This window comes from Streptomyces sp. NPDC029152 (genome assembly GCF_055564355.1).
The window spans coordinates 131,721-153,042 of the sequence record NZ_JBVHWR010000014.1 but is presented as its reverse complement, the minus strand read 5'-3'; the positions used below and the strand labels follow the sequence as shown (position 1 = coordinate 153,042).

Genomic DNA, 21,322 nt, shown 5'->3' with positions numbered 1-21,322 from the left:
GGCAGGTCACCGGGACACCCCGGTGGTGCGGAACCGGGCCCGATAGGCGGTCGGGGTGACGCCCAACGAGGTCTGGAACACCCGGCGCATGGTCTCGGACGACCCGAAACCGGCCCGGGCGGCCACCGCCTCGACCGGTTCGTTGCCCCCTTCGAGCAGGGCCCGCGCACTCTCCAGCCGCACGGACTCCAGGTACTGGACCGTGGTCGCCCCCGTCTCCGCCCGGAAGAGCCTGCGCAGGTGCCGTGCGCTGACGCCCGCGTCGCGGGCCAGGGACTCCAGGCCGTGCGGGGCGGAGGGATCCGCCGTCACCGCGTCCATCACGGCCCGCACGGCGGGGTGCCGTGCCTCGCCCGGTGCCAGACGCGTGCTGAACTGCGACTGGCCGGCCGGGCGGGCCATGAACACGACGAGTTCGCGTGCCACCTCGCGCGCCAGGTCCGCGCCGTGGTCGTCCTCGACCAGGGACAGCGCCAGGTCGATGCCCGCCGTCACACCGGCGGACGTGGTGACCGGACCGTCCTTGACGAACACCGGGTCGGCCTCGACCGCCACCCCGGGATAAGCGGTCGCCAGGCGGTCGGCCAGCCGCCAGTGCGTCGTGGCCCGCCGGCCGTCCAGCACCCCGGCCTCGGCCAGCAGGAAGGCGCCCGCGCACACCGACGTGACCCGGCGCGCGCGTTCGACGAGCCCCGTCACGAGCGTCATCAGGTCCGGGTCGCCGACGGCCCGCCGCCACTCGCGCCGCCCGGTCACCACCAGGGTGTCCAGCCGGGCCGGCAGGTCCCGCGGCCCGCCGTCCACCCCGACCCGCACCCCCGAGGACGTCCGCACCTGCGCACCGGAGGGGGAGACGACCCGTACGTCGTAGCAGGCGCCGAAGAGGTTGGCCGTGGTGAAGACCTCGGCGGGACCGGTGACGTCGAGCAGTTGCACCCCCTCGAAGGCCGTCACCGCCACCACGCGCCGCCCGGGCACGCCGTCGCCTACTCCGCCCACGGGGAGTCGAGGATCGTGCGCACGAAGTCCCCGCGCTCGAAGCCCGGCACGTAGTGCGCGAGGACATCGGCCTTGACGTTGCCGAACGTGGTCTCCGGCTTGGGCCGCACCCCGTCGGTGAAGGCCGCGAGGATGCGCCGCTTGAAGTCGGGCCGGGGGTGCAGGGCGACCACCGCGGCGCGCTCCTCCTCGGGGACGTCGTGGTAACCGATGCCGAGGACGTCGTACTCCACACCCGCGGTGACCAGCGCCACCTCCGGTTCCATGAACTCGGGGACGCCCGGCGTGGTGTGCAGCGCGATCGCGGTCCACACCCGGCGGATGCCGTCCTCGGGCACGTCGTGGGCGCGCAGGAAGCGGCGCGCCTCGTCGGCGCTGTCCACCTCGAAGCGCCGTCCGCTCGCGTGGAAGGACTCGTTCAGCCCCAGGTCGTGGAACATCGCGCCGATGTACAGCAGCTCAGGGTCGAAGCTCAGGTCGCGGTTGCGGCCCTGGAGGGCTCCGAAGAAGTACACCCGGCGCGAGTGGTCGTAGATCAGCTCGCTCGTGCTGTCCCGCACCAGTTCGGTCGCCTCGCGGGCCAGCTTCGTGTCCGGGACCGGCACTCCGGCCGGGGAAGCGTCATGCGTCATCGTCAGCCACCTGCTCGTCGGTCCGCCGGTATCTCCGGCGGCCGTGTCCAGTCTGCGGAGGGCCCGACGGCGGCGCCATGGCCATCCGGCCGTACGACCCACAGATGCGGACACGCACCCGGCGCGGTTCCCGGTCACGTCCGGCCCGCGGTTTCGCACATCGGTCCCGTCACGACCGTTGACCCGGGGAGGGGAGCGAACTACGTTGCCGGACTAGAAGAAAGTTAATGAACAGTTCGTTCAGTAGCTCGTCAGTGACGAGCGGCAAGCCATGGAGCCGCTGTGGTCGTCCGCCCCCTCCCGTCCCGACGCTCCTCGCCCGAACAGGCCTCGGAGCCGCCGCCGTTCGACCGGCCCCGCGCCTGGCTGGTCCTCGTGATGGTCGTCGTCTTCATGATGGTCAACTACGCGGACAAGTCCGTCCTGGGTCTGGCCGCCGTGCCGCTCATGGACGAGCTGGGCATGGACAAGAGCACCTACGGGCTGGTCTCCAGCTCCTTCTACGCGCTGTTCAGCGTCTCCGGCCTGGTGGTCGGCCTCCTGTCCGCCCGGTGGTCCACGCGCACCCTGCTGCTCGTCATGGCCGCCGTCTGGGCCGTCGCCCAGCTGCCGGCCCTGGTCGCGACCGTGCCGGCGCTGATCGCGGGACGCCTGCTGCTGGGGGCCGCCGAGGGCCCGGCCGCCTCGATGTCCATGCATGCGCTGTACGCGTGGTTCCCGCCGGGTCGGCGCGGCATGCCCTCGGCCCTGCAGATCGGCGGCGCCGCCCTCGGCACGGCCGTCTCGGCGCCCGTGCTGACGTGGTTCATCGTGAACCTGGGCTGGCGCTCGGCCTTCGTCGCCCTGGCGATCACCAGCGCCGTCTGGTGCGTCGTCTGGTACGCCGTCGGCAGGGACGGGCCGTACGGCGGGGCGGCGCCGGCGCCTCGCGCGGCCGCGAAGGCCCCCGCCCCGGACACCGCCGGCCCCGCGGCCGCCGTGCCGGCCCCGCTGTGGAGTCTGCTGCTCAGCGGCACCGTCCTGGGCGGTGTGCTCAGCGCCTTCGGCTCGCACTGGGCGCTGGCGCTGTCCAACGCCTGGCTGCCGGTCTACCTGCAGACCGAGCTGGGCTTCGGCGCCACGGGCGCGTCGGCCGCCATCAGCACCGTGTCGGTGCTGAGCCTGCTCCTGCTGCTGGCCGTGCCCGCGTTCGTCGACCGGCGCAAGCGGCGCGGCCGGGCGGGACGGGCCACCGACGGCATCGCCCAGGGCACGGCGGTCCTGGTCTCCGGCGCGGCGCTCGCCCTGCTGCCCCTCGTGGACCGGCGTCCCCTGCAACTGGGCCTGATCGCCGTGGCGTTCGCCTGTCACTCGGTCGCCCTGCCCCTGCACTACGTGACCACGGCCGCCGTCGTCCCCGTGGCCCGGCGCGGCGCCGTCTTCGGGGTGGTCGCGGCGACCGGCACCCTGCCGGGCATGTTCGTGCCGTTCCTCACGGGCCGCCTGGTGGACGGCGCCGCCTCCGAGACCGCGGGGTACTCGGCGGCCTTCCTGCTCTCGGCCGTCGTACTGGCCGCGTGCGGCGTGGCGGCGATGGCCCTGATCCGCCCGGCCCGGGACGCCCGCGCCCTCGGCGGCGAGGGCTGAGCGCCGCGGGGCGCGGGGCGGGGAACCGGCCTGCCGTCCCTCGGGCCGGCCCCGTGGCCCGGCGACGCGTGTCCGTACGGGCGGGGTCGCGCCACGGACTCTTGACAGGTAAATCTTTAACGAACAAAGCGTCTATAAACATTCAGACAGTACAGTGATCGGGGTGCCCGTCCGGGCCCGGATCGCCCGGCCGCCCCGAGCCGCACAGGAGTCCGTCGGTGAACCTCGGCATCCGCCTCACGCGCAGCGCCCGTCGCCGGCCAGGACACCCCGCCCCGTACGAGGCCGGGCCCCCGTCGACGCCGGCGAGGACGTGCCGGCCGTCCCCGGCCCCGCCCCGGGACCGACGGGTCCGCTCGAGACGGCGGCGCGGATCCACGACGAGGACGGATCCGCCCGGGGCCACGGGATCGAGCACCTCCTCCACAGGAGGCGCGTGTCCCGGGTGCCGGCCGGCACCTCGGAGATCCGGCGCGACGGCACCGCCGAGGGACCGATGGCCCCGTCCTGACCCGCTCCGCCCCCGACCACCCCGCACCCGCGACCCGAGGAGGACCACATGCCCGGCACCCCGCCCGTCCCCGCCCACCGTCCGGCCGACGACGACCAGGACCTCGCCGACGCCGACCGCGGGTTCATCGCCCGCCTGCGGCCGGGCGTGGTGCGGGACGCGTCCGGCCGCACCGTCTGGGACGCCGACGCCTACGCCTTCCTCGACGGCGACTGCCCGCCCACCGCGCACCCGTCCCTGTGGCGGCAGAGCCGCCTGACGGCCCGGCAGGGCCTGTACGAGGTGGTGCCCGGCGTCTACCAGGTCCGCGGCCTGGACCTGTCGAACATCACCTTCGTCGAGGGCGACCGGGGCGTCCTGGTGATCGACCCGTTGATCAGCACCGAGGTCGCGGCCGCGGCCCTCGCCCTGTACCGGGAGCACCGCGGTGACCGCCCGGTCACCGCCGTCCTCTACACCCACTCGCACATCGACCACTTCGGCGGCGTCCTCGGCGTCGCCGACCCCGCGGACGCAGCCGCCGGGCGGCTCCCGGTGATCGCACCCGCCGGGTTCCTCGAGCACGCGGCCGGCGAGAACGTCATCACCGGCCCCGCGATGGCCCGCCGCTCCGTCTACATGTACGGCGCCGCCCTGCCCAAGGGACCCGAGGGGCAGATCGGCTGCGGCCTCGGCCAGACCACCTCCCTGGGCGGCGTCGGCCTCCTCGCCCCCACCCTCGACGTACACACCACCGGGCAGCGCGAGACCGTCGACGGCGTCCGCATGGTCTTCCAGCTCACCCCGGGCACCGAGGCGCCGGCGGAGATGAACATCCACTTCCCCGACCTGCGCCTGCTCTGCGTGGCGGAGAACGCCTGCCACACCCTGCACAACGTCCTCACCCTGCGCGGCGCCCTGGTCCGCGACCCCAGCGCCTGGGCCCGGTACCTCACCGAGACCCTCCGCCTGTTCGCCGACGCCACGGACGTCGTCTTCGCCTCCCACCACTGGCCCACCTGGGGCCAGGACCGCGCCCTGCGCTTCCTGGAGGAGCAGCGCGACGCCTACGCCTACCTCCACGACCAGTGCGTGCGCCTCATCAACGCCGGACACACCGGCGCCGAGATCGCGGAGGAACTCCGCTTCCCGCCCGCACTGGAGAAGCGCGCGCACATCGGCGGCCACTACGGCTCCCTCAGCCACAACGCCAAGGCCGTCTACCAGCGCTACATGGGCTGGTTCGACGGCAACCCGGCACACCTGTGGCAGCACCCGCCCCGCGAGGCCGCCCTGCGCTACACCGAGTTCATGGGCGGCGCCGACGCCGTGGTCGCCAAGGCACGCGCGTCCTTCGACCGAGGCGACCTGCGCTGGGTCGCCGAGGTACTGAACCACGTCCTGTTCGCCGACCCCGGGCACGCCGAGGCCCGCGCCCTGCAGGCCGACACGTTCGAACGCCTCGGCCACGGCTCCGAGTGCGGCCCCTGGCGCAACTTCTACCTCACCGGAGCCGCCGAACTGCGCGCGGGCGGCGTCCTGCCGACGCCCGGCCGCGGGGCCTCGTCCGGCATCACCGCCGCGCTGACCGTCGAGCAGATCTTCCGGTCCATGGCCGTACGCGTCCACGGCCCCCGGGCCGCCGAGGCCGGACGCCTCCTCCTGCGCTGGGAGATCACCGCTCCCGACGACCACACGGTCCCCGCCCCCTCCGCCGAGGTGTGGACGCTGCTGCTGTCCAACGGCGCCCTCACCCCCATGCCCGGCGACGCCCCGCGCGGGGAGGCACCGCACCTCACGCTGCGGCTGACCCGCGCCACCCTCGACGCGGTCGTCGGCCGCGCCACCACGTTCCCCGAGGCCGTCAAGGACGGGAGGATCGGCACGGAGGGCGACATCACCGCCCTGACGACCCTGGGCGGCCTGATGGAACGCCCCGACCCGGGCTTCGCCATCGTCACGCCGTGACCCGACGGACCCGCGAGCCCGCCGACTCCCGGAATCCCGCCCATGGGCCTCTCCCGAACCGGCGCGCGGCCCCGTCGACCGCCCGGCAGACGCCGGGCGTCCGCCCGGGCCCGCCGCCTCCTGCGCGGCAGCACCACGCACCGGCTGCCCCCGAGCCGGGCCCTGGAACGGGCCCTGCCCGCCGCCGGCACCGACCGCCGCCCCCGCACCACCGCGGCCGTGCGGGTCCCCGGCGAGCCGCACGAACGGATCGCCGGCCTCCGGTCGTCGGACCGGCCCGGCCGGCCCCCGCCCGAGGGTCCGGACCCGCCGGTCAGCCGGCCGGGGTGGGGCGGAGGGCGAGGACGGCGATGTCGTCGGCACTGTCCGCGCCCAGCCCGATCAGCAACTCGTCGCAGAACGTGTCGAGGGACTCGCGGGCGAGGTCGGCGGTGTGCCGGCGCAGGCGGTCGAACGCGACGTCGAGCACCTCGCCCCGGCGCTCGATCAGACCGTCGGTGTACAGCAACAGAGTCGAGTGGGCCGGCAGCACGTCGCGGGCCGTCCGGCGGGCCACCTTCGTATCCATGCCGAGGAGCAGGCCCGCGCCCTGTTCGAGGTAGCGGGTCTCGCCGTCCCGGGTGGTCAGCAGGGGCGGCGGATGGCCGGCGGAGGAGTGGTGGAGCTCCCAGGGGCCCTCGGCGGGGCCCTTGACGATGCCGTAGACGCAGGTGGCGGTGGCTTCCTGGTGAAGAGTGTGGTTCGCCAGGTCCAGCCGGTGCAGCACCTCCGCCGGCGGCTCCTTGCGGTCCACGGCGATGCCCCGGAGCATGCTCCGCAGCTGGCTCATGGCGATGGCCGCGTCGAGATTGTGCCCCGTGACGTCGCCGATGACCACGGCGACGTCCCCGCCGGGCACCACGAAGCTGTCGTACCAGTCGCCGCCGACCTGCGCGGTGGTGGAGGAGGCGGCGTAGCGGGCGGCCACCTGCAGGTGTCCGACGTCCGGCAGCACGGGCAGGAGGGAGAGCTGGAGCCGTTCGGCGATGCTGCGGGTCCGCTGGTACAGCCGGGCGTTGTCCACGCCCAGGGCCAGGCTGTGCACCAGGTCGTCGACGAGGGACAGGTCCTCCTCGGTGAACGGCGGGGCTCCGGCCGTCCGGGTGACGGTCAGCGCGCCGAAGATCTCCCGGCGGGCGCGCAGCGGGGCGACGACGGTGCTGCTCGCACCGAGCCCGCGGAGCAGGGCGGCGTAGTCCTGGTCGAGTTCGCTCACGGCCTGTGCCGGCGTTCCGGTGAGCAGCAGGGGCCCCGCCCCGCGCAGCGCCCGGGCCAGCGGGCCGCGCGAGACGTCGGAGACCGGCGGCAGCCGGCCCTCGTACGCCTCGGGACGCAGCCCGCGCGGATCCCGGTGGACGACGCAGACGCGGTCCACCCGGGCGTGCTCGGTGAACAGGTCCACCGCGCACCAGTCGGCCAGCCGCCGCGTGACCAGCCGGCCGACGCGCCGCAGTCCCTCGTCCAGGTCCAGGGTGTTGTTGAGCTCGGCCCCCGTGTCGGCCAGCAGGGCCAGCCGGTCCAGTGCCGACATGCCGTGACCGGCGCCGGCCGGCCTCCGGTCCCGTTCGGGAGCGGACGGCGCGCGGCGCCTGCCGCCTTCCGGCGGCGGGGCCTGCCGGCTGCCGTCGGCCACGTCCGGCACATCGAGCGACGTGGTCGCCCGCGGGGTGAGCTGGGCGACGAAGACGGTGCGGCCGTCGGCCGTCTCCTGGGTCTGGATGAACAGGCGGACCGGGACCAGTCGGCCGTCGCGGTGCAGCGCCGGAAGGGGCACGGACCGGCCCACGATGCGGGTGCGGCCGGTGAGGAGCAGGGAGGTGAAGGCCGCGGTGTGCCGCTCGCGCAGGTGCTCGGGGACGAGGGCGGTGAGCTTGCGCCCGACCAGGTCGCCCGTGCTCCAGCCGAGCATGTCCGCCGCCGGCCCGTTCACCGCGATGATCCGGTTGGCCTCGTCGGCGGCGATGGTCGGGAGCCGGCCGGCCCGTACGTGGGAGACGTCCCACGGCACCAGGTCCGAGGAGCTGACCTCCGGTTCGCGGGGGAGTACGGTCCACGCGGTGGGCCGGCCCCCGGCGAGCTGGCCGACGATCTCGTCGAACAGCCAGTCCTGGAAGGCGCGTCCGCGCGGCAGCGCCGGCAGGGTCAGCAGACGCTCCTCCCGGGCCGCCTCCTCGGCCGTCTCGAGCACACGGCGCAGGGTGCGTACCGCCGGTGCCGCGTCGGCCGGGAGCGTCAGCGACACGGAGCGCGGGCCCGTGTCGGGGAGCGGCTCGCCCGGGGTGGCCGTCAGACCGGAGCTGATCATGTTGTTGGCGTCGTGGGCGGCGGCGAGGTCCCGCGGCGGCACCTCCAGCGGGTCCCCGGCGAGCGCGGCGAAAGCCAGCTCGCGCAACAGGGAGTGTCGGTGCTGCTGGGTCGCCGAGCACAGGGCGCTCGGCACGTCGACGAGCGTCACCGTCCTCACGGGGGCATCCGGCGTGACGGCGGCCTCCCATCCCGGCGACGGCGGTGGCGGGCCGCCGGACCACAGCTCGAACCACACCGTCTTGTGCGCGTCGCCCGCGTCGGTCCCGTACCGCGACGCCAACTGCTCGATCAGCGCCAGTCCTTGTCCCGTACCGGCGTACGGCGGGGAGTGGCGCGGTACGGGACCACGGCGGGGCCGGCGATCACCGACCCCGACACGCACCCGGCCGTCGTGCACGCCGACCTCCACCTCGATCTCGGTGCCCGCGTGCAGCACCGCGTTGGCGACCAGCTCGCCGGTGAGGAGCTCCGCGGTGTCGGTCAGGTGCGGGGCGACGTCCTCCAGGGCCGCGCGGACGAACCGCCGGGCCGGCGCCGCGCTCCGCGCCTCCCCGGGAAAACACCGTGACACCGACTCCGGCGGATCGGGATGGTCCATGTCCCCAGTGTGTGCCCCGCACGGCCGGGAGGCAGGGCGCCGTGCGGGCGGGGCACGGCCGGGCCGCCACGGCCGTCCGCCGTCCGGGTGACTGGCGCGGAGGGGGCGCGGAAGGACCGCAGGGGTGCCGCGGGGGCGGGCCCGGTGGGCGGCGGATCACCGCGACGGCTTTCCCGCGCGGCCCCGCGTTCTCCCCCGTGCGCGGGCCGCACCACCGAGCAGCGCCCCGTGCGGGGTGAGGCGAGGCGCCGACCGGGCAGAATCGGTCACAACAGGCCGAGCGGCGGCGACCGCGGCTCGCGGTGCGAGAGAGGTGTCGGTGCGTGGGTGAGCGGCAGGACCGGGAGTGGACGGCGATGACCCCGGGGGACTTCGACCGGGAAGCCCCGCTGCGGCTGAACGTGGGTACCGGCCCCACCACCGTTCCGGCCGAGCCGGACGAGTACGGCACGGCTCCGCTGTTCGGGGACACGGCACCCGAGCGGCCCACCGCGCGCCGAGGCCGGCCGCGCGCGAAGGCGACCGGCGCGCAGGAACGTCTGTTCTGACGGCCGGGCCCGGGCGCCGCGGCGACGGGACGCCCGCGGCCGGGGGCCACGCGCGAGAACGCCCCTGAGCCGCCGTGCCCGGTTCTTCCACCGCGCCGCTCATGGCCGGGCGGCTCTCGGGCGAGGCGGTGGCCTCCGTCGGCCCGCGCCTACCGAGCACGGCATCCGTGCTCGGAAATGCTCGAAACGGCTTTGTATCGAGCATGTATTGACATGCCCTGGCCGGGCCCGCCAGAGTCGTGCACCGACAGTGCTCCGGCAGTGACGCGGACGGCCCACTGGGGAGCGTTGCCGTCATGCCCGCAATGCCCGCTGCATCCCGTCTGTCGCCCCGGAGCGCAACCGTCGCCACCGGCGCGCACACGGCCGCGGCGCCGACCGACCCCGGAGGGCACCATGAACGGTCAGTCCCGAGCGCGTCTGCTCGCCGCCGCCCTGGCCGCGGCGCTGCTCACGGCCGCGATGCCGTCGTACGCGGGCGCCCGCGACGCGTCCGCCGCCGCCGACGGCCGGCTCGGCGACGCCACCGGCTTCACCGCGGACGGCGACACCTACACCGTCGCCTCGGGCGAGGCGAAGCTCCGCATCAGCTTCCCCGACGACGACCTCCTCCGCGTCCGCCTCGCCCCCGACGGGCGCTTCACCGACCCGGCGAACGACGACCCCGCCGACCCCGCCGCCCCGGACGCCGACATCGTCGTCAAGACCGACTACGAGGGCGCCCGTTCGACCCACACCGAGACCGGCGACGCCTACGTCATCCGCACCGACGAGGCGACCCTGACGGTCACCAAGTCGCCCGTCACCCTGGCCCTCGCCGACGAGGACGGCAGACAGCTGTGGCGGGAGACCGCCCCGCTGTCCTGGTCCGCCGACGGGACCGCGCAGACCCTCGGCCAGGGCGAGAAGGAGCAGTTCTTCGGCGGCGGCATGCAGAACGGCCGCTTCAGCCACCGCGGCCGGAGCATCGACATCAGCCGCGACTACGACTGGAACGACGGCGGCAACCCGAACGCGGCGCCGTTCTACCTCTCCAGCAACGGCTACGGCGTCCTGCGCAACACCTTCGCCCCCGGACGCTACGACTTCGGCGCGCCGGTGCGCACCACCCACCAGGAACAGCGCTTCGACGCCTACTACTTCGTCGGCGACGCCAAGCAGGTCATCGACGGGTACACCGAACTCACCGGCCGCCCCGCCATGCCGCCGATGTACGCCATGGAACTCGGCGACGCCGACTGCTACCTGCACAACGCCAACCGCGGCGAACGCCGGACGCTGCGCGACTCCCGCGCGATCGCCGACGGTTACGCCCGCGAGGGCATGCCGCTCGGCTGGATGCTGGTCAACGACGGCTACGGCTGCGGCTACGAGGACCTTCCCGAGACCGGCGGCATGCTGCACGGGAACGGGGCCGAACTCGGCCTGTGGACCGAGGCCGACCTGACCGAGCAGGAGTCCGAGGTCGCCGCCGGCGTCCGGGTGCGCAAGACCGACGTCGCCTGGGTCGGCCCCGGCTACCGCTTCGCCCTGGACGCCTGCGAGAAGGCGCGGGACGGCATCGAGGAGCACAGCGCCGACCGCGCGACCGTGCTCACCGTCGAGGGCTGGGCCGGCACCCAGCGCTGCGGCGCCATGTGGAGCGGCGACCAGTCGGGCTCGTGGGACTACATCCGCTGGCAGATCCCCACCTACGCCGGTTCCACCATGTCCGGCCAGCCCGTCACCACCGGCGACGTCGACGGCATCTTCGGCGGCAGCGCCGAGACCTACGTGCGCGACCTCCAGTGGAAGATGCTGCTGCCGATGACGTACGCCATGAGCGGCTGGGCGGCGAGCGACAAGCAGCCCTGGCGGTACGGCGCGCCCTACACCGCGATCAACAAGAAGTACCTGCTGCTGCACGAGCGGCTGCTGCCCTACCTCTACACGCACCTGGCGAACGCCTCGAAGACCGGCGTCGGCCCCACCCGCCCGCTGTACCTCAACTACCCCGACGACCCGGCCACCTGGGGCGACGAGGCGAAGTACGAGTTCCTCGCCGGCGACGACCTCCTGGTCGCCCCCGTCCACGAGGACAGCGACGTCCGTGACGGCATCCACCTGCCCGAGGGCCGCTGGGCGGACTACTGGACCGGCCGCGTGTACGAGGGCGGACAGACCCTGGACGGCTATCAGGCACCGCTGGACACGCTCCCGCTGTTCGTGCGCGCCGGCGCGATCGTGCCCATGTTCCCCGAGGGCACGACCGACTGGGCGCAGGGCAAGAGGTCGGGCCGGCTCGACCTCGACATCTACCCCGAGGGCGACTCCGCCTTCACCCTGTACGAGGACGACGGCCGCACCCGGGCCCACGCCGAGGGCGAGTCGGCCACGCAGCGCATCGCCGTGAGCGCGCCGGACGCCCGCCGCCGCGGCCCCGTGGACATCCGGATCGGCGAACTCCGGGGCGCCTACGACGGCAAGCCCGCCCAGCGGCGCTACGGCCTGACCGTGCACACCGACACCGACCCGTCCGGCGTCCGGGCCGGCGGGCAGCGGCTGCGGGAGGTGGCGTCCGAGGGCGAGCTGCGGTCGGCACCGTCCGGCTGGTACTACGACGCCGCGACCGGCGTGGTCCACGTCAAGACCGCCGAGGTGTCCACGGGCGAGCAGGTGACGGTGCGCCTCGACGGAGCCGGCTCCGTCGGCGGCACCCACCCCCGGGACCGCGCCGTCGGCCTCGACGCCCGCACCGCCGCCGTCGGCACCCTCGGAGAGTCCCAGCGGGTCGACGTCGCGGTCACCAACAGCACCGGCAAGCCGGTCACGGTGAGCGGATCGGCCGTCGACGCCCCCGAGGGCTGGCAGGTGGCCGCGACCGGGCCGACGGGCACGCGTGCCCTGCCGGACGGCGGCACCTTCACCGCGCGCTTCACCGTGACGCCGCCGAAGGACGCCGCTCCGGGCAGGTACGACATCTCCGCCCGGGCGTCGTACACGACCCGGCAGCACAGCACGTACTCCGTGCGCACCCGGACCGCCACCACGCTGGCGCACCCCTCGCTCGCCTCGGCGGCCGACAACGTCGGCGTGACCGAGCAGGACGACCCGGCGCCCGGCGACATCGACGGCGGCGGCTCCAGCTTCATCGCCGAACGGCTGGCCCGGCAGGGCGTCACCCCGGGCGCCGCCGTGACGGCGAACGGCTTCTCCTTCACCTGGCCCGACGCGGCACCGGGCACCCCCGACAACGTGACGGGCAAGGGCCAGACCGTCCAGGTCCCCGGCGACGAGAAGGGCAACGCGCTGGCCTTCCTCGGCACCGGGACCAGCGGCAGCGCCGGGGGCACGGCGACCGTCCACTACACCGACGGCACGACCACCGAGGCCGAGCTGGGCTTCCCCAACTGGTGCTGCCTGCCCACCGACCGGTACGGGGCGAGGACCGCGATCACCACGAAGGGCAAGAACACCCCGTCCGGCCCCGCCTACGACACCGTGGAGTACCGCCTCTACACCAAGACGCTGCGCATCGACCCCGGCAAGGACGTCGCCGCCGTCACCCTGCCGGCGAACAGCGCCGTGCACGTCTTCGCGCTGGACGTGGGCGACGAGGAGGTCGTGCCCCCGGCGCTACCGGACGGCCAGTACGCGCTGGCCCACACCGGAGGCGGCGAACGGCTCGAGGCGCCCGGCGACAGCGACGCCGGCCCGCTGAGGGCCGGCCGGGCCTCCACGTCGCCGGCGCAGAAGTGGAACGTCACCCGCAACGACGACGGCACCTACCAGCTGAAGAACGCCGGCAGCGGTCTCTGCGCCGACGTGGCCGGCAGCTCGCAGGCCGCCGGGGCCGCGGTGGTCCAGTACACCTGCACCGGCACCGCCAACCAGCGGTGGACCGTCACCGCGCAGGCCGGAACCCTCACGCTGAAGGCACGGCACAGCGGACTGTCCCTGACCGCCACCGCCGACGGCCTCGTCGTCCAGTCCGCCGACGACGGGGGCGCCCGGCAGCGCTGGAGCGCCACGCGGAACTGACCCCGCGCACACCGCGCCAGCTCCGAGGCGGGTCCCATGACGACGACCGGCCTGCGGTCCGGATCGAGGGCGCGCAGCAGCGCGCGCATGTGCTCCTGGTCCAGGGACACACAGGCGTTGGTCGGCCCGCCGTGGTCCACGTGGATCCACACCCCGCCGCCCTTCTCCTCGCCCAGCGGCCGTGTCTTGTCCAGCGGGGTGGTGCCGGGCACCCGGTTGTAGTCGACGGCGATCACGTAGTCGAACGAACCCTCCAGGTCCTCCCCCAGGTGACCGGTGCCCGAGAGCGAGAACTCCGGGTCCTGGTCGTAGGGCAGCCGGGTCCCCGGGTCGGGCAGCCGGCCGCCCGCGTCGCTGATCCCGAAGACGCCGACGGGCGTGCGCAGATCGCCCGCGCTGTGGTCACTCGTCCAGCCGCGCAGTCCGTTGTGGGCGGGCCAGGGGCCCGCCACGGCCTGCCAGCCCCGCCCGGGGCGCCGTTCGTAGAGGACCACCTGGGCCCGGTTGGCGTCCGGGGTCGCGCCCCGGACGACCAGGACCTGCCCGGTGTCCTCGGGCATCCGGGCCCGCACGACGGGTCCGATCCCGGGAAGCGGCCGGGCGGTCGGCCCCACCGGGGCGGGGCGGGGGGACGCCGACTGCGCGGGGGGTCCGTCGGGCGTCCGCGAGGCGCAGCCCGTTCCCAGCAGGCCGGTGCAGATCACCGCGCCGCTCGCCAGGGCCAGGGCTTTCCTGACGCTCATCTCAACCTCCGGTTCGGTAGGTGGCACCTCATTGGTTGACCACCCGTACGACCGGGTCGTGCCGATGGCCCGTGTCTCGCCCGGATGGCGCACGGGTGACGCCGTGTGCGGGGAGGGGCGGAAGGGGTCGCCGGGGAGGCGGGCCGGGGCGGACCCTCCGAAAGCCGCGGGGCTCCGCGGGCGCAACACCGTTCGCGTTCGGAGGCCTTACTCACTGGTGAGGTGCGGACATGCCGTGTAGCGTCAGCGGCAGATGTCGTGGTTCGACCCGGCCGCCCGCACCGTGGTGCGGGCGGTCTGCTGTGCAGTGCCTTGGACCAGGACGACCACCTCCGGGTCCGCGCGGTGCGGATCCGATATCGGCTGAAAGGCAGAGGCATGGCCAGCGGTACCGTCAAGTGGTTCAACTCGGAAAAGGGCTTCGGCTTCATCGCGCAGGACGGGGGCGGCCCCGACGTCTTCGCGCACTACTCCAACATCAACGCCAGCGGGTACCGCGAGCTCCAGGAGGGCCAGGCCGTCACGTTCGACATCACCCAGGGCCAGAAGGGCCCGCAGGCGGAGAACATCACCCCCGCCTGACCGGGACGCGTTGAACCCGGCACGGCGCCCGGAAGCGGTTCGCTTCCGGGCGCCGTGTTCTTCGGCGGGCCGCGCTCCCGCGACGCCGCGGCCGTCTTTGCCGGCCGGCGGGCCGCGACCAGGACCCCCGTGCCCCCGCCAAGATCACCAACGGCAGAATGACCCGCATGCCGATGACGAACACGCCGAGGACGGCGACGACCGACGACGCTTCCGAGGTCAGCCGCCTTCTGGCCCGCGCCTTCGACGACGATCCGATGATGCGCTGGTTCTTCCCCGAGGACACCACCCGCGACGCGGCGCTGGAGCGCTACTTCGCCACGATCTTCACCCGCCAGTACGTCCGCCACTGCCTGTGCGAGCGGACCGGGGCGGCAGCCGCCTTCTGGGTGCCGGCCGAGGCACAGGCCAAGGCCGTTCCCGACGCGGAGACCATCCAGGAACTCCAGGACATCCTCGGTGACCGGGCCCCGCTGTTCCGGGACGCCGTCGAGGCCGCCGCCGCGCACACGCCCCGGGAACCGCACTGGTACCTGGCGGTGGTCGGCGCAGACCCGGCCGCCCGGGGCCAGGGGCACGGGGCCGCGCTGCTGCGCTCGGGACTGGCCCAGGCCGACGCGGCGGGCATGCCCGTCTGCCTGGAGTCCTCGAAGCCGTCCAACCTGCCCTTCTACGAGCACTTCGGCTTCACCGTGCGCGAGGAGCTGCGCCTGCCGGGGGAGGGGCCGGTGCTGTGGTCGATGCGGCGGGAGCCGCGCCGCTGACCGGCGTCGGGTCGGGCGGCAGGGCCTAGCCCTGCTCCCGTTCCCGCTGTTGCTCCTGGTCCTTCTCCTGCCGGGTGTGGCGGCCCAGGGCGGCGCTGCGGCTCGTGGCGAGGTGGTGCAGGACGAGTTCCTGCACACGCTCGACGTCGCGTTCCGCGATCGCCTGGTAGAGGGCCTCGTGCTCCAGCGCGACGCCCTCGAGGTCGTCGTGCTGGCCCATGAGCCACCGCAGCCTGCTGCGCAGGACGCCTTCGAGCTCGTTGAGCAGCTCGTTGGCGGCGAGGGAGATGACGGTCTGGTGGAAGTCGGCCGCGGCCCGGTGGGCCCGCACGGCGTCGCCGGCCCGGGCCGCCGCCAGTTCGGCGTCCACGGTCGCGCGCAGCCTCTCCAGTCCGGCGCGGGTGTGCCGTTGCGCGGCGAGCCGGAAGGCGAGGGTCTCCAGGCCCGAGCGGACCTCGTCGAGATCGGCGATGTCGCTCGTGGTGAACTCGCGCACCACCGCCCACGTGCGCGGCCTGGGCGTCACCAGCCCTTCGGACACCAGCGTCCGCAGGGCCTCGCGGACGGGCAGCCGGCTCACGCCGAGTGCCTCGGCCAGCTCCCGCTCGACGAGCCTGCTGCCCGGCCGTCGCACTCCGTCGAGGATCTCGTCCCGCAACTGCCGGGTCACCCGCTCGGACTCGGGCGTGAAATCCCCTGACGCAGCCATCGCCGTCCTTCGTCGTTCGTCCCGTTCGCCTGCGCACCGGCTGCGGCGGTGCGGTGCGGCGGCCGGGCGGCCCGTCAGAATACCGTGCGGACGGTGTGACCAGCGGCCCGGCCCGGTGCCGTCGGAGGACGGGGGGCGGGAACGACGCGCGTCGTCAGTGAACCGCCGGGGGCCAGTTGACGATCCGTTTGGGACGCGGCGCCGCGTAGGTGCGGACCTTGGACGTGGACAGGCCGAGACGGACCAGCGATTCCGCGATCGTCACGGCGGCCGTCACCCCGTCGACGACGGGCACGCCGGTACGGTCCACGACGCGTTCGGCGAGGCCGGCCATCCCGCCGCAGCCCAGACAGATCACCTCGGCCCGGTCGTCCTCGACCGCCCGGGCGGCCTGCTCGGCGATGGCGTCCACGGCCGCCCGCGCGTCGCGTTCGAGTTCCAGGACGGCGAGCCCGCTGGCCCGCACGGACGCGCACCGGGCGCTCAGCCCGGCCGCCTCCAGCCGCTCCTCGATGAGGGGGACCGTACGGTCGAGGGTGGTGACGACGGAGTAGCGGCGGCCGAGGAACTGCGCGGTGCTCGCCGCCGCCTCGGTGATGTCGACGACGGGCACGTCGAGCAGTTCCTGCAGTCCCTCCCGACCGTGTTCGCCGTACCCGGCCTGGATCACCGCGTCGAAGGGCTCCGGATGGGCGCGGACGGTCTCCATGACGGCCACCGCGGCGAGGTAGCTCTCGTAGTTGCCCTCGACGGACTCCGCGCCGAAGGAGGGGGTGAGGGGGACGATCTCGGTCCCGGGCGAGGCGGCGCCCGCCGCCTGCTTGCCGATCGCGTCGGTGATGGACTGCGTGGTGTTGACGTTGACCACGAGGATGCGCACGGGATGGGGCCTTCCGCTCGGGCGGGTCATTCGGCGGCGACGGCGATGGCCTCGCCGTCCACGTCGCGGATCGGTACGGCGCGGTCGGCGACGACCGCGTACAGGGCGGCGCCGACGACGGCGCCGACGAACCAGGAGAATCCGGCCGCGGCGTGGAAGAAGGGCACGAGGGCGACCACGACGGCGATCGCGGCACCGGGGACGAACGCGGCGACGGCGCGCGGGTTGTAGCCGCGGCGGTAGTGGTACTCGGCGCCCGCCTCCTCGGTGTAGAGGGCGGGGACGTTCACCCGGGCCTTCCGCAGCAGCCAGTAGTCCGCCATGATCACGCCGAACAGCGGCCCGAGCAGGGCGCCGAGCCCGCCGAGGAAGTAGTTCACGACGACCGGGCTGTCGTAGAGGTTCCAGGGCGTGATCACCAGGCCCAGCACGGCGCTCACCAGGCCGGCCCTGCGGAAGTCGAGCCGGCGGGGGAAGAGGTTGACCAGCGCGTAGATCGGTGCCACGAAGTTGGCCAGCAGGTTCACCGCGACCGTCAGGGCGATGAGGGCGAGCGAGGCGACGGCCAGCAGGAACATGTTCGGGACGGACCTGACGATGTCCGTCGGACTGGTGATGACGCGTCCGTCGAGGCTGAACTGGGCCCCGCTGAGGACCGCCACGATGCAGGCGAAGAAGAGCATGTTCACCGGGATGCCGATCACGTTCCCCCGGACGATGGAGCCGCGGCTCCTCGCGGACCGCGTGAAGTCGCAGAAGTTCAGGACGAACGTCCCGTAGATCACCACCCACAGCGCGGCCGCCTGCAGGACCTGGAGCCACATCGCGCCGCCGGTGAGCGGTTCGCCGTCGGACAGGGAGATCGAGCCGTCCGCGCGGACGAACATCCACACCGCCAGCGCGCACATGGTGAGCAGCGTGACGGGTGCCGCGAAGGCCATGTACCGCCGGATCATCTGCATCCCGTAGCTCACGATGAGCACCTGAAGGGCCCACAGGGCCAGGAACGTGACCCAGCCGAGGGTCGACTGGCCGAGCAGGGAGCCGGTGTCCAGGCGGCCCAGTTCCGGGAACAGCGCCACCAGCAGAGCGCTGAGGACGGCGGAGGCCAGGTAGGTCTGGATACCAAACCAGGCGATGGCGACGGCACCGCGCACGGCGGCCGGGATCTTCGCTCCCTTGATGCCGAACGCGATGCGGCTCATGACGGGGAAAGGGACGCCCGTCTTGTGCCCCATGAACCCGGACAGGGTGAGCAGGAGGAAGAGCAGGACGGACGCGAGCGCGAAGGCGGCCAGGATGCCCCACACGTTCAGACCCAGGGCGAACAGTCCGATGGCGAACGCGTAATTGCCCAGGCTGTGCACGTCGTTGGCCCAGAGCGTGAAGACGTTGTAGGCGCCCCAGCGGCGGCCCTCCTTCTTCGTCGGGGCCAGGTCGTAGGTGTAGAGGGCGGAGCTGGTGGCGGGGGCGCCGGTCGGAGCGGACGAGCAGCGGTCTTCCAGGGCAGTCATGCGGGGACTCCTGGTTCGGGGTGCGGGGAGTTGGCGGTTTCCACGAAGCGGAAGCGGGATTCCGTGCCCCAGAACGTAGTTTTCGCCGAACGGCACCGTCAAGAGGTCGACAGTAAATGGAATACCATTTGTGGGTCACGCCGACCGGGGAACGCCCGGGGAAAACCCGTTGCGGCCGGCGGTCGGTGCCCCCGACGCTGCACCCATGTCCCCTGCACTCCTGCGCCCGGCCGTCCTCGGTGACGCCCCGGCCATCACCGAACTCCTCAACGAGATCGACCGGATGGAGATCGGCCGTCCCGAGACCGACCTGCACGAGGTCGAGGCCGACCTGAAGCGTCCGGACACCGACCTCGAACACGACTCGTGGGTGGCCCTCGACGACGGCAGGATGGTGGCGTACGGCCTGCTGTGGGACGAGTCCGGCGGCGAGCGCGTCGACATCGACCACTACGTGCTGCCCGACCACCAGCAGACCGGGCTGCGCCTGCTGGCGGCGATGGAGGCGCGCGCACTGGCCAAGGCCCGCGCGAACGGAGCCGGCCGGGCCGTCGTCCACCTGCACCTCAACGCCCGGCCCACGACCGACACCGCGCTGCTCACCGCGCGCGGCTGGAGAACCGTGCGCCGCTACCACGTGCTGCGCCGCTCCGTCGACCCCGCCGTCGACCTGCCGCCCGCCCCGCCGCCGGGAGTGCGGGTGCGGGCCTGTGCCGGCGAGGCCGACCGGCTGCGGGTGCACGAGCTGTACCAGTCGGCGTTCGCCGGCCACTTCGACTTCCAGCCGCGCGACTACGACCACTGGCTGCACGACATCGGCGCCGAGCGACTGGACTGGTCCCTGGTGTGGATCGTCGGGACCGAGGACCTGGGCGACGCCGGATTCCTGCTGGCCCGGGACGACCGCGAGGCCATGGGCTGGATCCGCAGCCTCGGGGTCCTCGACGGGGCCCGCGGCCGCGGCCTGGGAGCCTTCCTGCTGCGGCGGGCCTTCGCCGAGTTCGCCGCGCGCGGACGGGACACGGTGGGCCTCGGCGTCGACACCGAGAACGCCACGGGCGCACCGCGCCTGTACGGCCGCAACGGCATGACGGTCCACTTCGCCGTCGACACCTGGGAGGCGGTGCTCACCTGACGCCCGGCGGCCCGTCACCCGGACGGCCGGGCCCGGCGCGCGGAGGGGCGAACGGGGGCCACAGTGCTACGCGTTCCCCGCGGGCTCGTCCTTTGGAGCCGGAGCGGTCGTGTTCCGCGGGCGCCCCCGTACACGACGGCGACGAGCCACCGGCCGGGCGCGGACCGCCGACCGCACGGGCGCGTGGGCGCGCGGAGCCGCGGCGCTCCCGGGCAGAGCCGGCCATCGCCCCGCGGCGCGGCACGCTCCCGGCCGACATGTCCGAGGTCCCCGGGTTCCACCTGGCCGCCCGGTGCGCGTCCGCCCGTGCCGGGCTCGGCGTCGGCGGTGACCGGTACGGCGTCTTCACGCCGCCCGACGGCCGCACAGGTCCGTCCGCCGGGGACGTGCGGGGCCGCGCCCCCGGCGCGGCGGCCTCCACGGGGCAGGTCCGCCCCCGCCACCGGCGCCCCGGGGAGCGCGTGGGCCGGGCACACCCCTGCGCAGGGGCCACGGCGGACGGCAGGCCCGGAGTCTTCGGGGACGACGCGGCCGTGCCCGTCGTCGGCCACGACGGGCGGGCCGTTCGGCCACAGGGCGGGAACCGCGCGCCTCCCGCGGCGCGCCGCCGGCGCTGTCCGGGTGCGCGGCGACGGCATCCGCCCCACCCTGGGAACATGTCAGATGCCCCCGCCGTCGTCGTCTATCCGCCCGCCCCGGACGGCGGCCGGCGCGTCCGTTCCGGCGGCGCCTTCATAGGCATGGCCTACACACTCGTCGACATCGCGGAGTTCCTGCGCCTCGCCGGCATGGAGGACGTGGAGGCGTCGGACGTGGAGGCCGCGGAGTGGATCGAGTGGCGCGGCGGCGGACCGCACGCCTTCCCGCGGTGACGGCACGCCGCCCGGCCCGTCCGGCAGCCGGGGCCGGCGACGGCGTCAGACGGGCTGCGGCGCGAAGGGGAACAGCTCGTCGCCCCCGGGCTGGACGACCCCGCAGCTGCCCTCGGGAACCTCGTTCCAGACACCGGGCAGGTCGCCCAGGGGCTCCGAGACGATGAGGCGGGTCTCGTCGGACGCCTCCCGCAGGAACGGCATCCCGGGGTGCAGCGCGCGCAGCGTCTCCACGCGGGAGCTGTAGTACAGCGACCGCGAGGCCTTCTGGCTGGAGTAGCGGAACGCCCACAGCCGCCGGCCCTCCGTCACGGCGACCGTCATCTGCAGCGGGTGCTCCACGCCGTGCTCGTGACCGATCTCCTCCACCAGCCCCGCCATCCGCGCCACCGCCCCCGGCGGATCCTCCTCCAGACCGAACGTGAGGGCCAGGAAGAACATCATCTCCGAGTCCGTCGAGCCCTCGATGGCGAGGAAGAGCCGCGGGTCGACGGCGAGCGCGAGGTCGCGTCTGACCCGGTGGTACTCGGCGATCGCGCCGTTGTGCATCCACATCCAGCGGCCGTGACGGAACGGATGGCAGTTGGTCTGCTGGACCGCGCTGCCCGTCGAGGCCCGGATGTGCGCGAAGAACAGCGACGAACGGACATGCCCGGCGATCTCCCGCAGATTGCGGTTGCTCCACGCCGGGCCGGTCTCCCGCACGATCGCGGGCGTCTCCATCTCCGGGCCGAACCAGCCGACGCCGAACCCGTCCCCGTTCGTGGTCTCCACCCCCATCCGGGAGTGCAGGCTCTGGTCGATCAGCGAGTGGTCCGGCTGGTACAGGAGGGTCTCGAGCAGCACGGGCTTACCCGAGTAGGCGAGCCATCGGCACATCGTCTGCCGCCTCCCTC

Annotated in this window: 15 protein-coding genes and 1 pseudogene; 8 read left to right on the top strand and 8 right to left on the bottom strand. The window is 74.0% G+C overall.

What is annotated here, in order from left to right; all coding sequences use genetic code 11:
• Window positions 1-6 precede the first annotated feature (6 nt).
• Window positions 7-978 carry a GlxA family transcriptional regulator gene (locus tag ACZ4V6_RS27165; protein WP_467832345.1) on the bottom strand — a complete coding sequence of 324 codons (972 nt, stop codon included), beginning with the start codon at window positions 976-978 and terminating at the stop codon, window positions 7-9.
• 8 nt (window positions 979-986) lie between these two features.
• Window positions 987-1,631, bottom strand: coding sequence for an HD domain-containing protein (locus tag ACZ4V6_RS27160; protein WP_467832344.1), 645 nt, complete (start codon window positions 1,629-1,631; stop codon window positions 987-989).
• Window positions 1,632-1,913: 282 nt separating this feature from the next.
• On the opposite strand from ACZ4V6_RS27160, the gene ACZ4V6_RS27155 reads away from it, so the two are divergent.
• Window positions 1,914-3,257 (top strand): MFS transporter, encoded by a 1,344-nt coding sequence (locus ACZ4V6_RS27155; RefSeq protein ID WP_467832341.1) that lies wholly within the window; start codon window positions 1,914-1,916, stop codon window positions 3,255-3,257.
• 559 nt (window positions 3,258-3,816) lie between these two features.
• Entirely contained in the window at window positions 3,817-5,715 is a 1,899-nt protein-coding gene (locus tag ACZ4V6_RS27150) for an alkyl/aryl-sulfatase (RefSeq protein ID WP_467832338.1), read from the top strand.
• Between the two features lie 313 nt (window positions 5,716-6,028).
• Here ACZ4V6_RS27150 and ACZ4V6_RS27145 read toward each other — a convergent pair whose 3' ends face one another.
• A complete protein-coding gene (locus ACZ4V6_RS27145; RefSeq protein ID WP_467832336.1) occupies window positions 6,029-8,659 on the bottom strand; it encodes a SpoIIE family protein phosphatase in 2,631 nt (876 codons plus the stop codon).
• A 323-nt stretch (window positions 8,660-8,982) separates the two neighbouring features.
• Between ACZ4V6_RS27145 and ACZ4V6_RS27140 the strand changes: the two genes are divergently transcribed.
• Together ACZ4V6_RS27140 and ACZ4V6_RS27135 are read left to right on the top strand one after the other, a co-directional pair.
• Window positions 8,983-9,207: a hypothetical protein gene (locus ACZ4V6_RS27140; RefSeq protein WP_467832333.1), complete on the top strand. Its 225-nt coding sequence runs from the start codon at window positions 8,983-8,985 to the stop codon at window positions 9,205-9,207.
• A gap of 396 nt (window positions 9,208-9,603) precedes the next feature.
• Complete coding sequence (locus ACZ4V6_RS27135; protein ID WP_467832329.1) at window positions 9,604-13,227, top strand: RICIN domain-containing protein; 3,624 nt, start codon at window positions 9,604-9,606, stop codon at window positions 13,225-13,227.
• An 11-nt stretch (window positions 13,228-13,238) separates the two neighbouring features.
• Here ACZ4V6_RS27135 and ACZ4V6_RS27130 read toward each other — a convergent pair.
• Window positions 13,239-13,970 (bottom strand): annotated as a pseudogene (locus ACZ4V6_RS27130) (L,D-transpeptidase family protein); the annotation flags it as partial.
• Window positions 13,971-14,348: 378 nt separating this feature from the next.
• On the opposite strand from ACZ4V6_RS27130, the gene ACZ4V6_RS27125 reads away from it, so the two are divergent.
• Both ACZ4V6_RS27125 and ACZ4V6_RS27120 read left to right on the top strand, forming a co-directional pair.
• Window positions 14,349-14,552 carry a cold-shock protein gene (locus tag ACZ4V6_RS27125; RefSeq protein WP_028964611.1) on the top strand — a complete coding sequence of 68 codons (204 nt, stop codon included), beginning with the start codon at window positions 14,349-14,351 and terminating at the stop codon, window positions 14,550-14,552.
• A 167-nt stretch (window positions 14,553-14,719) separates the two neighbouring features.
• Complete coding sequence (locus tag ACZ4V6_RS27120) at window positions 14,720-15,316, top strand: GNAT family N-acetyltransferase (RefSeq protein WP_467832326.1); 597 nt, start codon at window positions 14,720-14,722, stop codon at window positions 15,314-15,316.
• Between the two features lie 25 nt (window positions 15,317-15,341).
• On the opposite strand, the gene ACZ4V6_RS27115 is transcribed toward ACZ4V6_RS27120, so the two are convergent.
• The 3 genes from ACZ4V6_RS27115 to ACZ4V6_RS27105 form a co-directional block, all read right to left on the bottom strand.
• Complete coding sequence (locus tag ACZ4V6_RS27115; protein WP_467832323.1) at window positions 15,342-16,025, bottom strand: GntR family transcriptional regulator; 684 nt, start codon at window positions 16,023-16,025, stop codon at window positions 15,342-15,344.
• A 154-nt stretch (window positions 16,026-16,179) separates the two neighbouring features.
• Window positions 16,180-16,905 carry an aspartate/glutamate racemase family protein gene (locus ACZ4V6_RS27110; protein WP_467832320.1) on the bottom strand — a complete coding sequence of 242 codons (726 nt, stop codon included), beginning with the start codon at window positions 16,903-16,905 and terminating at the stop codon, window positions 16,180-16,182.
• Window positions 16,906-16,931: 26 nt separating this feature from the next.
• The gene (locus tag ACZ4V6_RS27105) at window positions 16,932-18,419 is read right to left on the bottom strand and encodes an NCS1 family nucleobase:cation symporter-1 (protein WP_467832318.1); all 1,488 of its coding nucleotides are present in this window, start codon (window positions 18,417-18,419) and stop codon (window positions 16,932-16,934) included.
• 205 nt (window positions 18,420-18,624) lie between these two features.
• Here ACZ4V6_RS27105 and ACZ4V6_RS27100 point away from each other — a divergent pair, with 205 nt between their 5' ends.
• Window positions 18,625-19,554 carry a GNAT family N-acetyltransferase gene (locus ACZ4V6_RS27100; RefSeq protein WP_467832316.1) on the top strand — a complete coding sequence of 310 codons (930 nt, stop codon included), beginning with the start codon at window positions 18,625-18,627 and terminating at the stop codon, window positions 19,552-19,554.
• Window positions 19,555-20,210: 656 nt separating this feature from the next.
• Window positions 20,211-20,426 (top strand): hypothetical protein, encoded by a 216-nt coding sequence (locus ACZ4V6_RS27095; protein ID WP_467832313.1) that lies wholly within the window; start codon window positions 20,211-20,213, stop codon window positions 20,424-20,426.
• A 45-nt stretch (window positions 20,427-20,471) separates the two neighbouring features.
• Here the strand turns inward: ACZ4V6_RS27095 and ACZ4V6_RS27090 are convergent, their stop codons facing one another.
• Window positions 20,472-21,305 carry a class II glutamine amidotransferase gene (locus ACZ4V6_RS27090; RefSeq protein WP_467832310.1) on the bottom strand — a complete coding sequence of 278 codons (834 nt, stop codon included), beginning with the start codon at window positions 21,303-21,305 and terminating at the stop codon, window positions 20,472-20,474.
• Window positions 21,306-21,322 lie beyond the last annotated feature (17 nt).

Coding starts and splice junctions, on each gene's coding strand:
- ACZ4V6_RS27145 (WP_467832336.1), bottom strand. CDS start 8,659: ATGGACCATCCCGATCCGCCGGAGTCGGTGTCACGGTGTTTTCCCGGG.
- ACZ4V6_RS27095 (WP_467832313.1), top strand. CDS start 20,211: ATGTCAGATGCCCCCGCCGTCGTCGTCTATCCGCCCGCCCCGGACGGC.
- ACZ4V6_RS27105 (WP_467832318.1), bottom strand. CDS start 18,419: ATGACTGCCCTGGAAGACCGCTGCTCGTCCGCTCCGACCGGCGCCCCC.
- ACZ4V6_RS27150 (WP_467832338.1), top strand. CDS start 3,817: ATGCCCGGCACCCCGCCCGTCCCCGCCCACCGTCCGGCCGACGACGAC.
- ACZ4V6_RS27115 (WP_467832323.1), bottom strand. CDS start 16,025: ATGGCTGCGTCAGGGGATTTCACGCCCGAGTCCGAGCGGGTGACCCGG.
- ACZ4V6_RS27125 (WP_028964611.1), top strand. CDS start 14,349: ATGGCCAGCGGTACCGTCAAGTGGTTCAACTCGGAAAAGGGCTTCGGC.
- ACZ4V6_RS27120 (WP_467832326.1), top strand. CDS start 14,720: ATGCCGATGACGAACACGCCGAGGACGGCGACGACCGACGACGCTTCC.
- ACZ4V6_RS27160 (WP_467832344.1), bottom strand. CDS start 1,631: ATGACGCATGACGCTTCCCCGGCCGGAGTGCCGGTCCCGGACACGAAG.
- ACZ4V6_RS27135 (WP_467832329.1), top strand. CDS start 9,604: ATGAACGGTCAGTCCCGAGCGCGTCTGCTCGCCGCCGCCCTGGCCGCG.
- ACZ4V6_RS27100 (WP_467832316.1), top strand. CDS start 18,625: ATGTCCCCTGCACTCCTGCGCCCGGCCGTCCTCGGTGACGCCCCGGCC.
- ACZ4V6_RS27090 (WP_467832310.1), bottom strand. CDS start 21,305: ATGTGCCGATGGCTCGCCTACTCGGGTAAGCCCGTGCTGCTCGAGACC.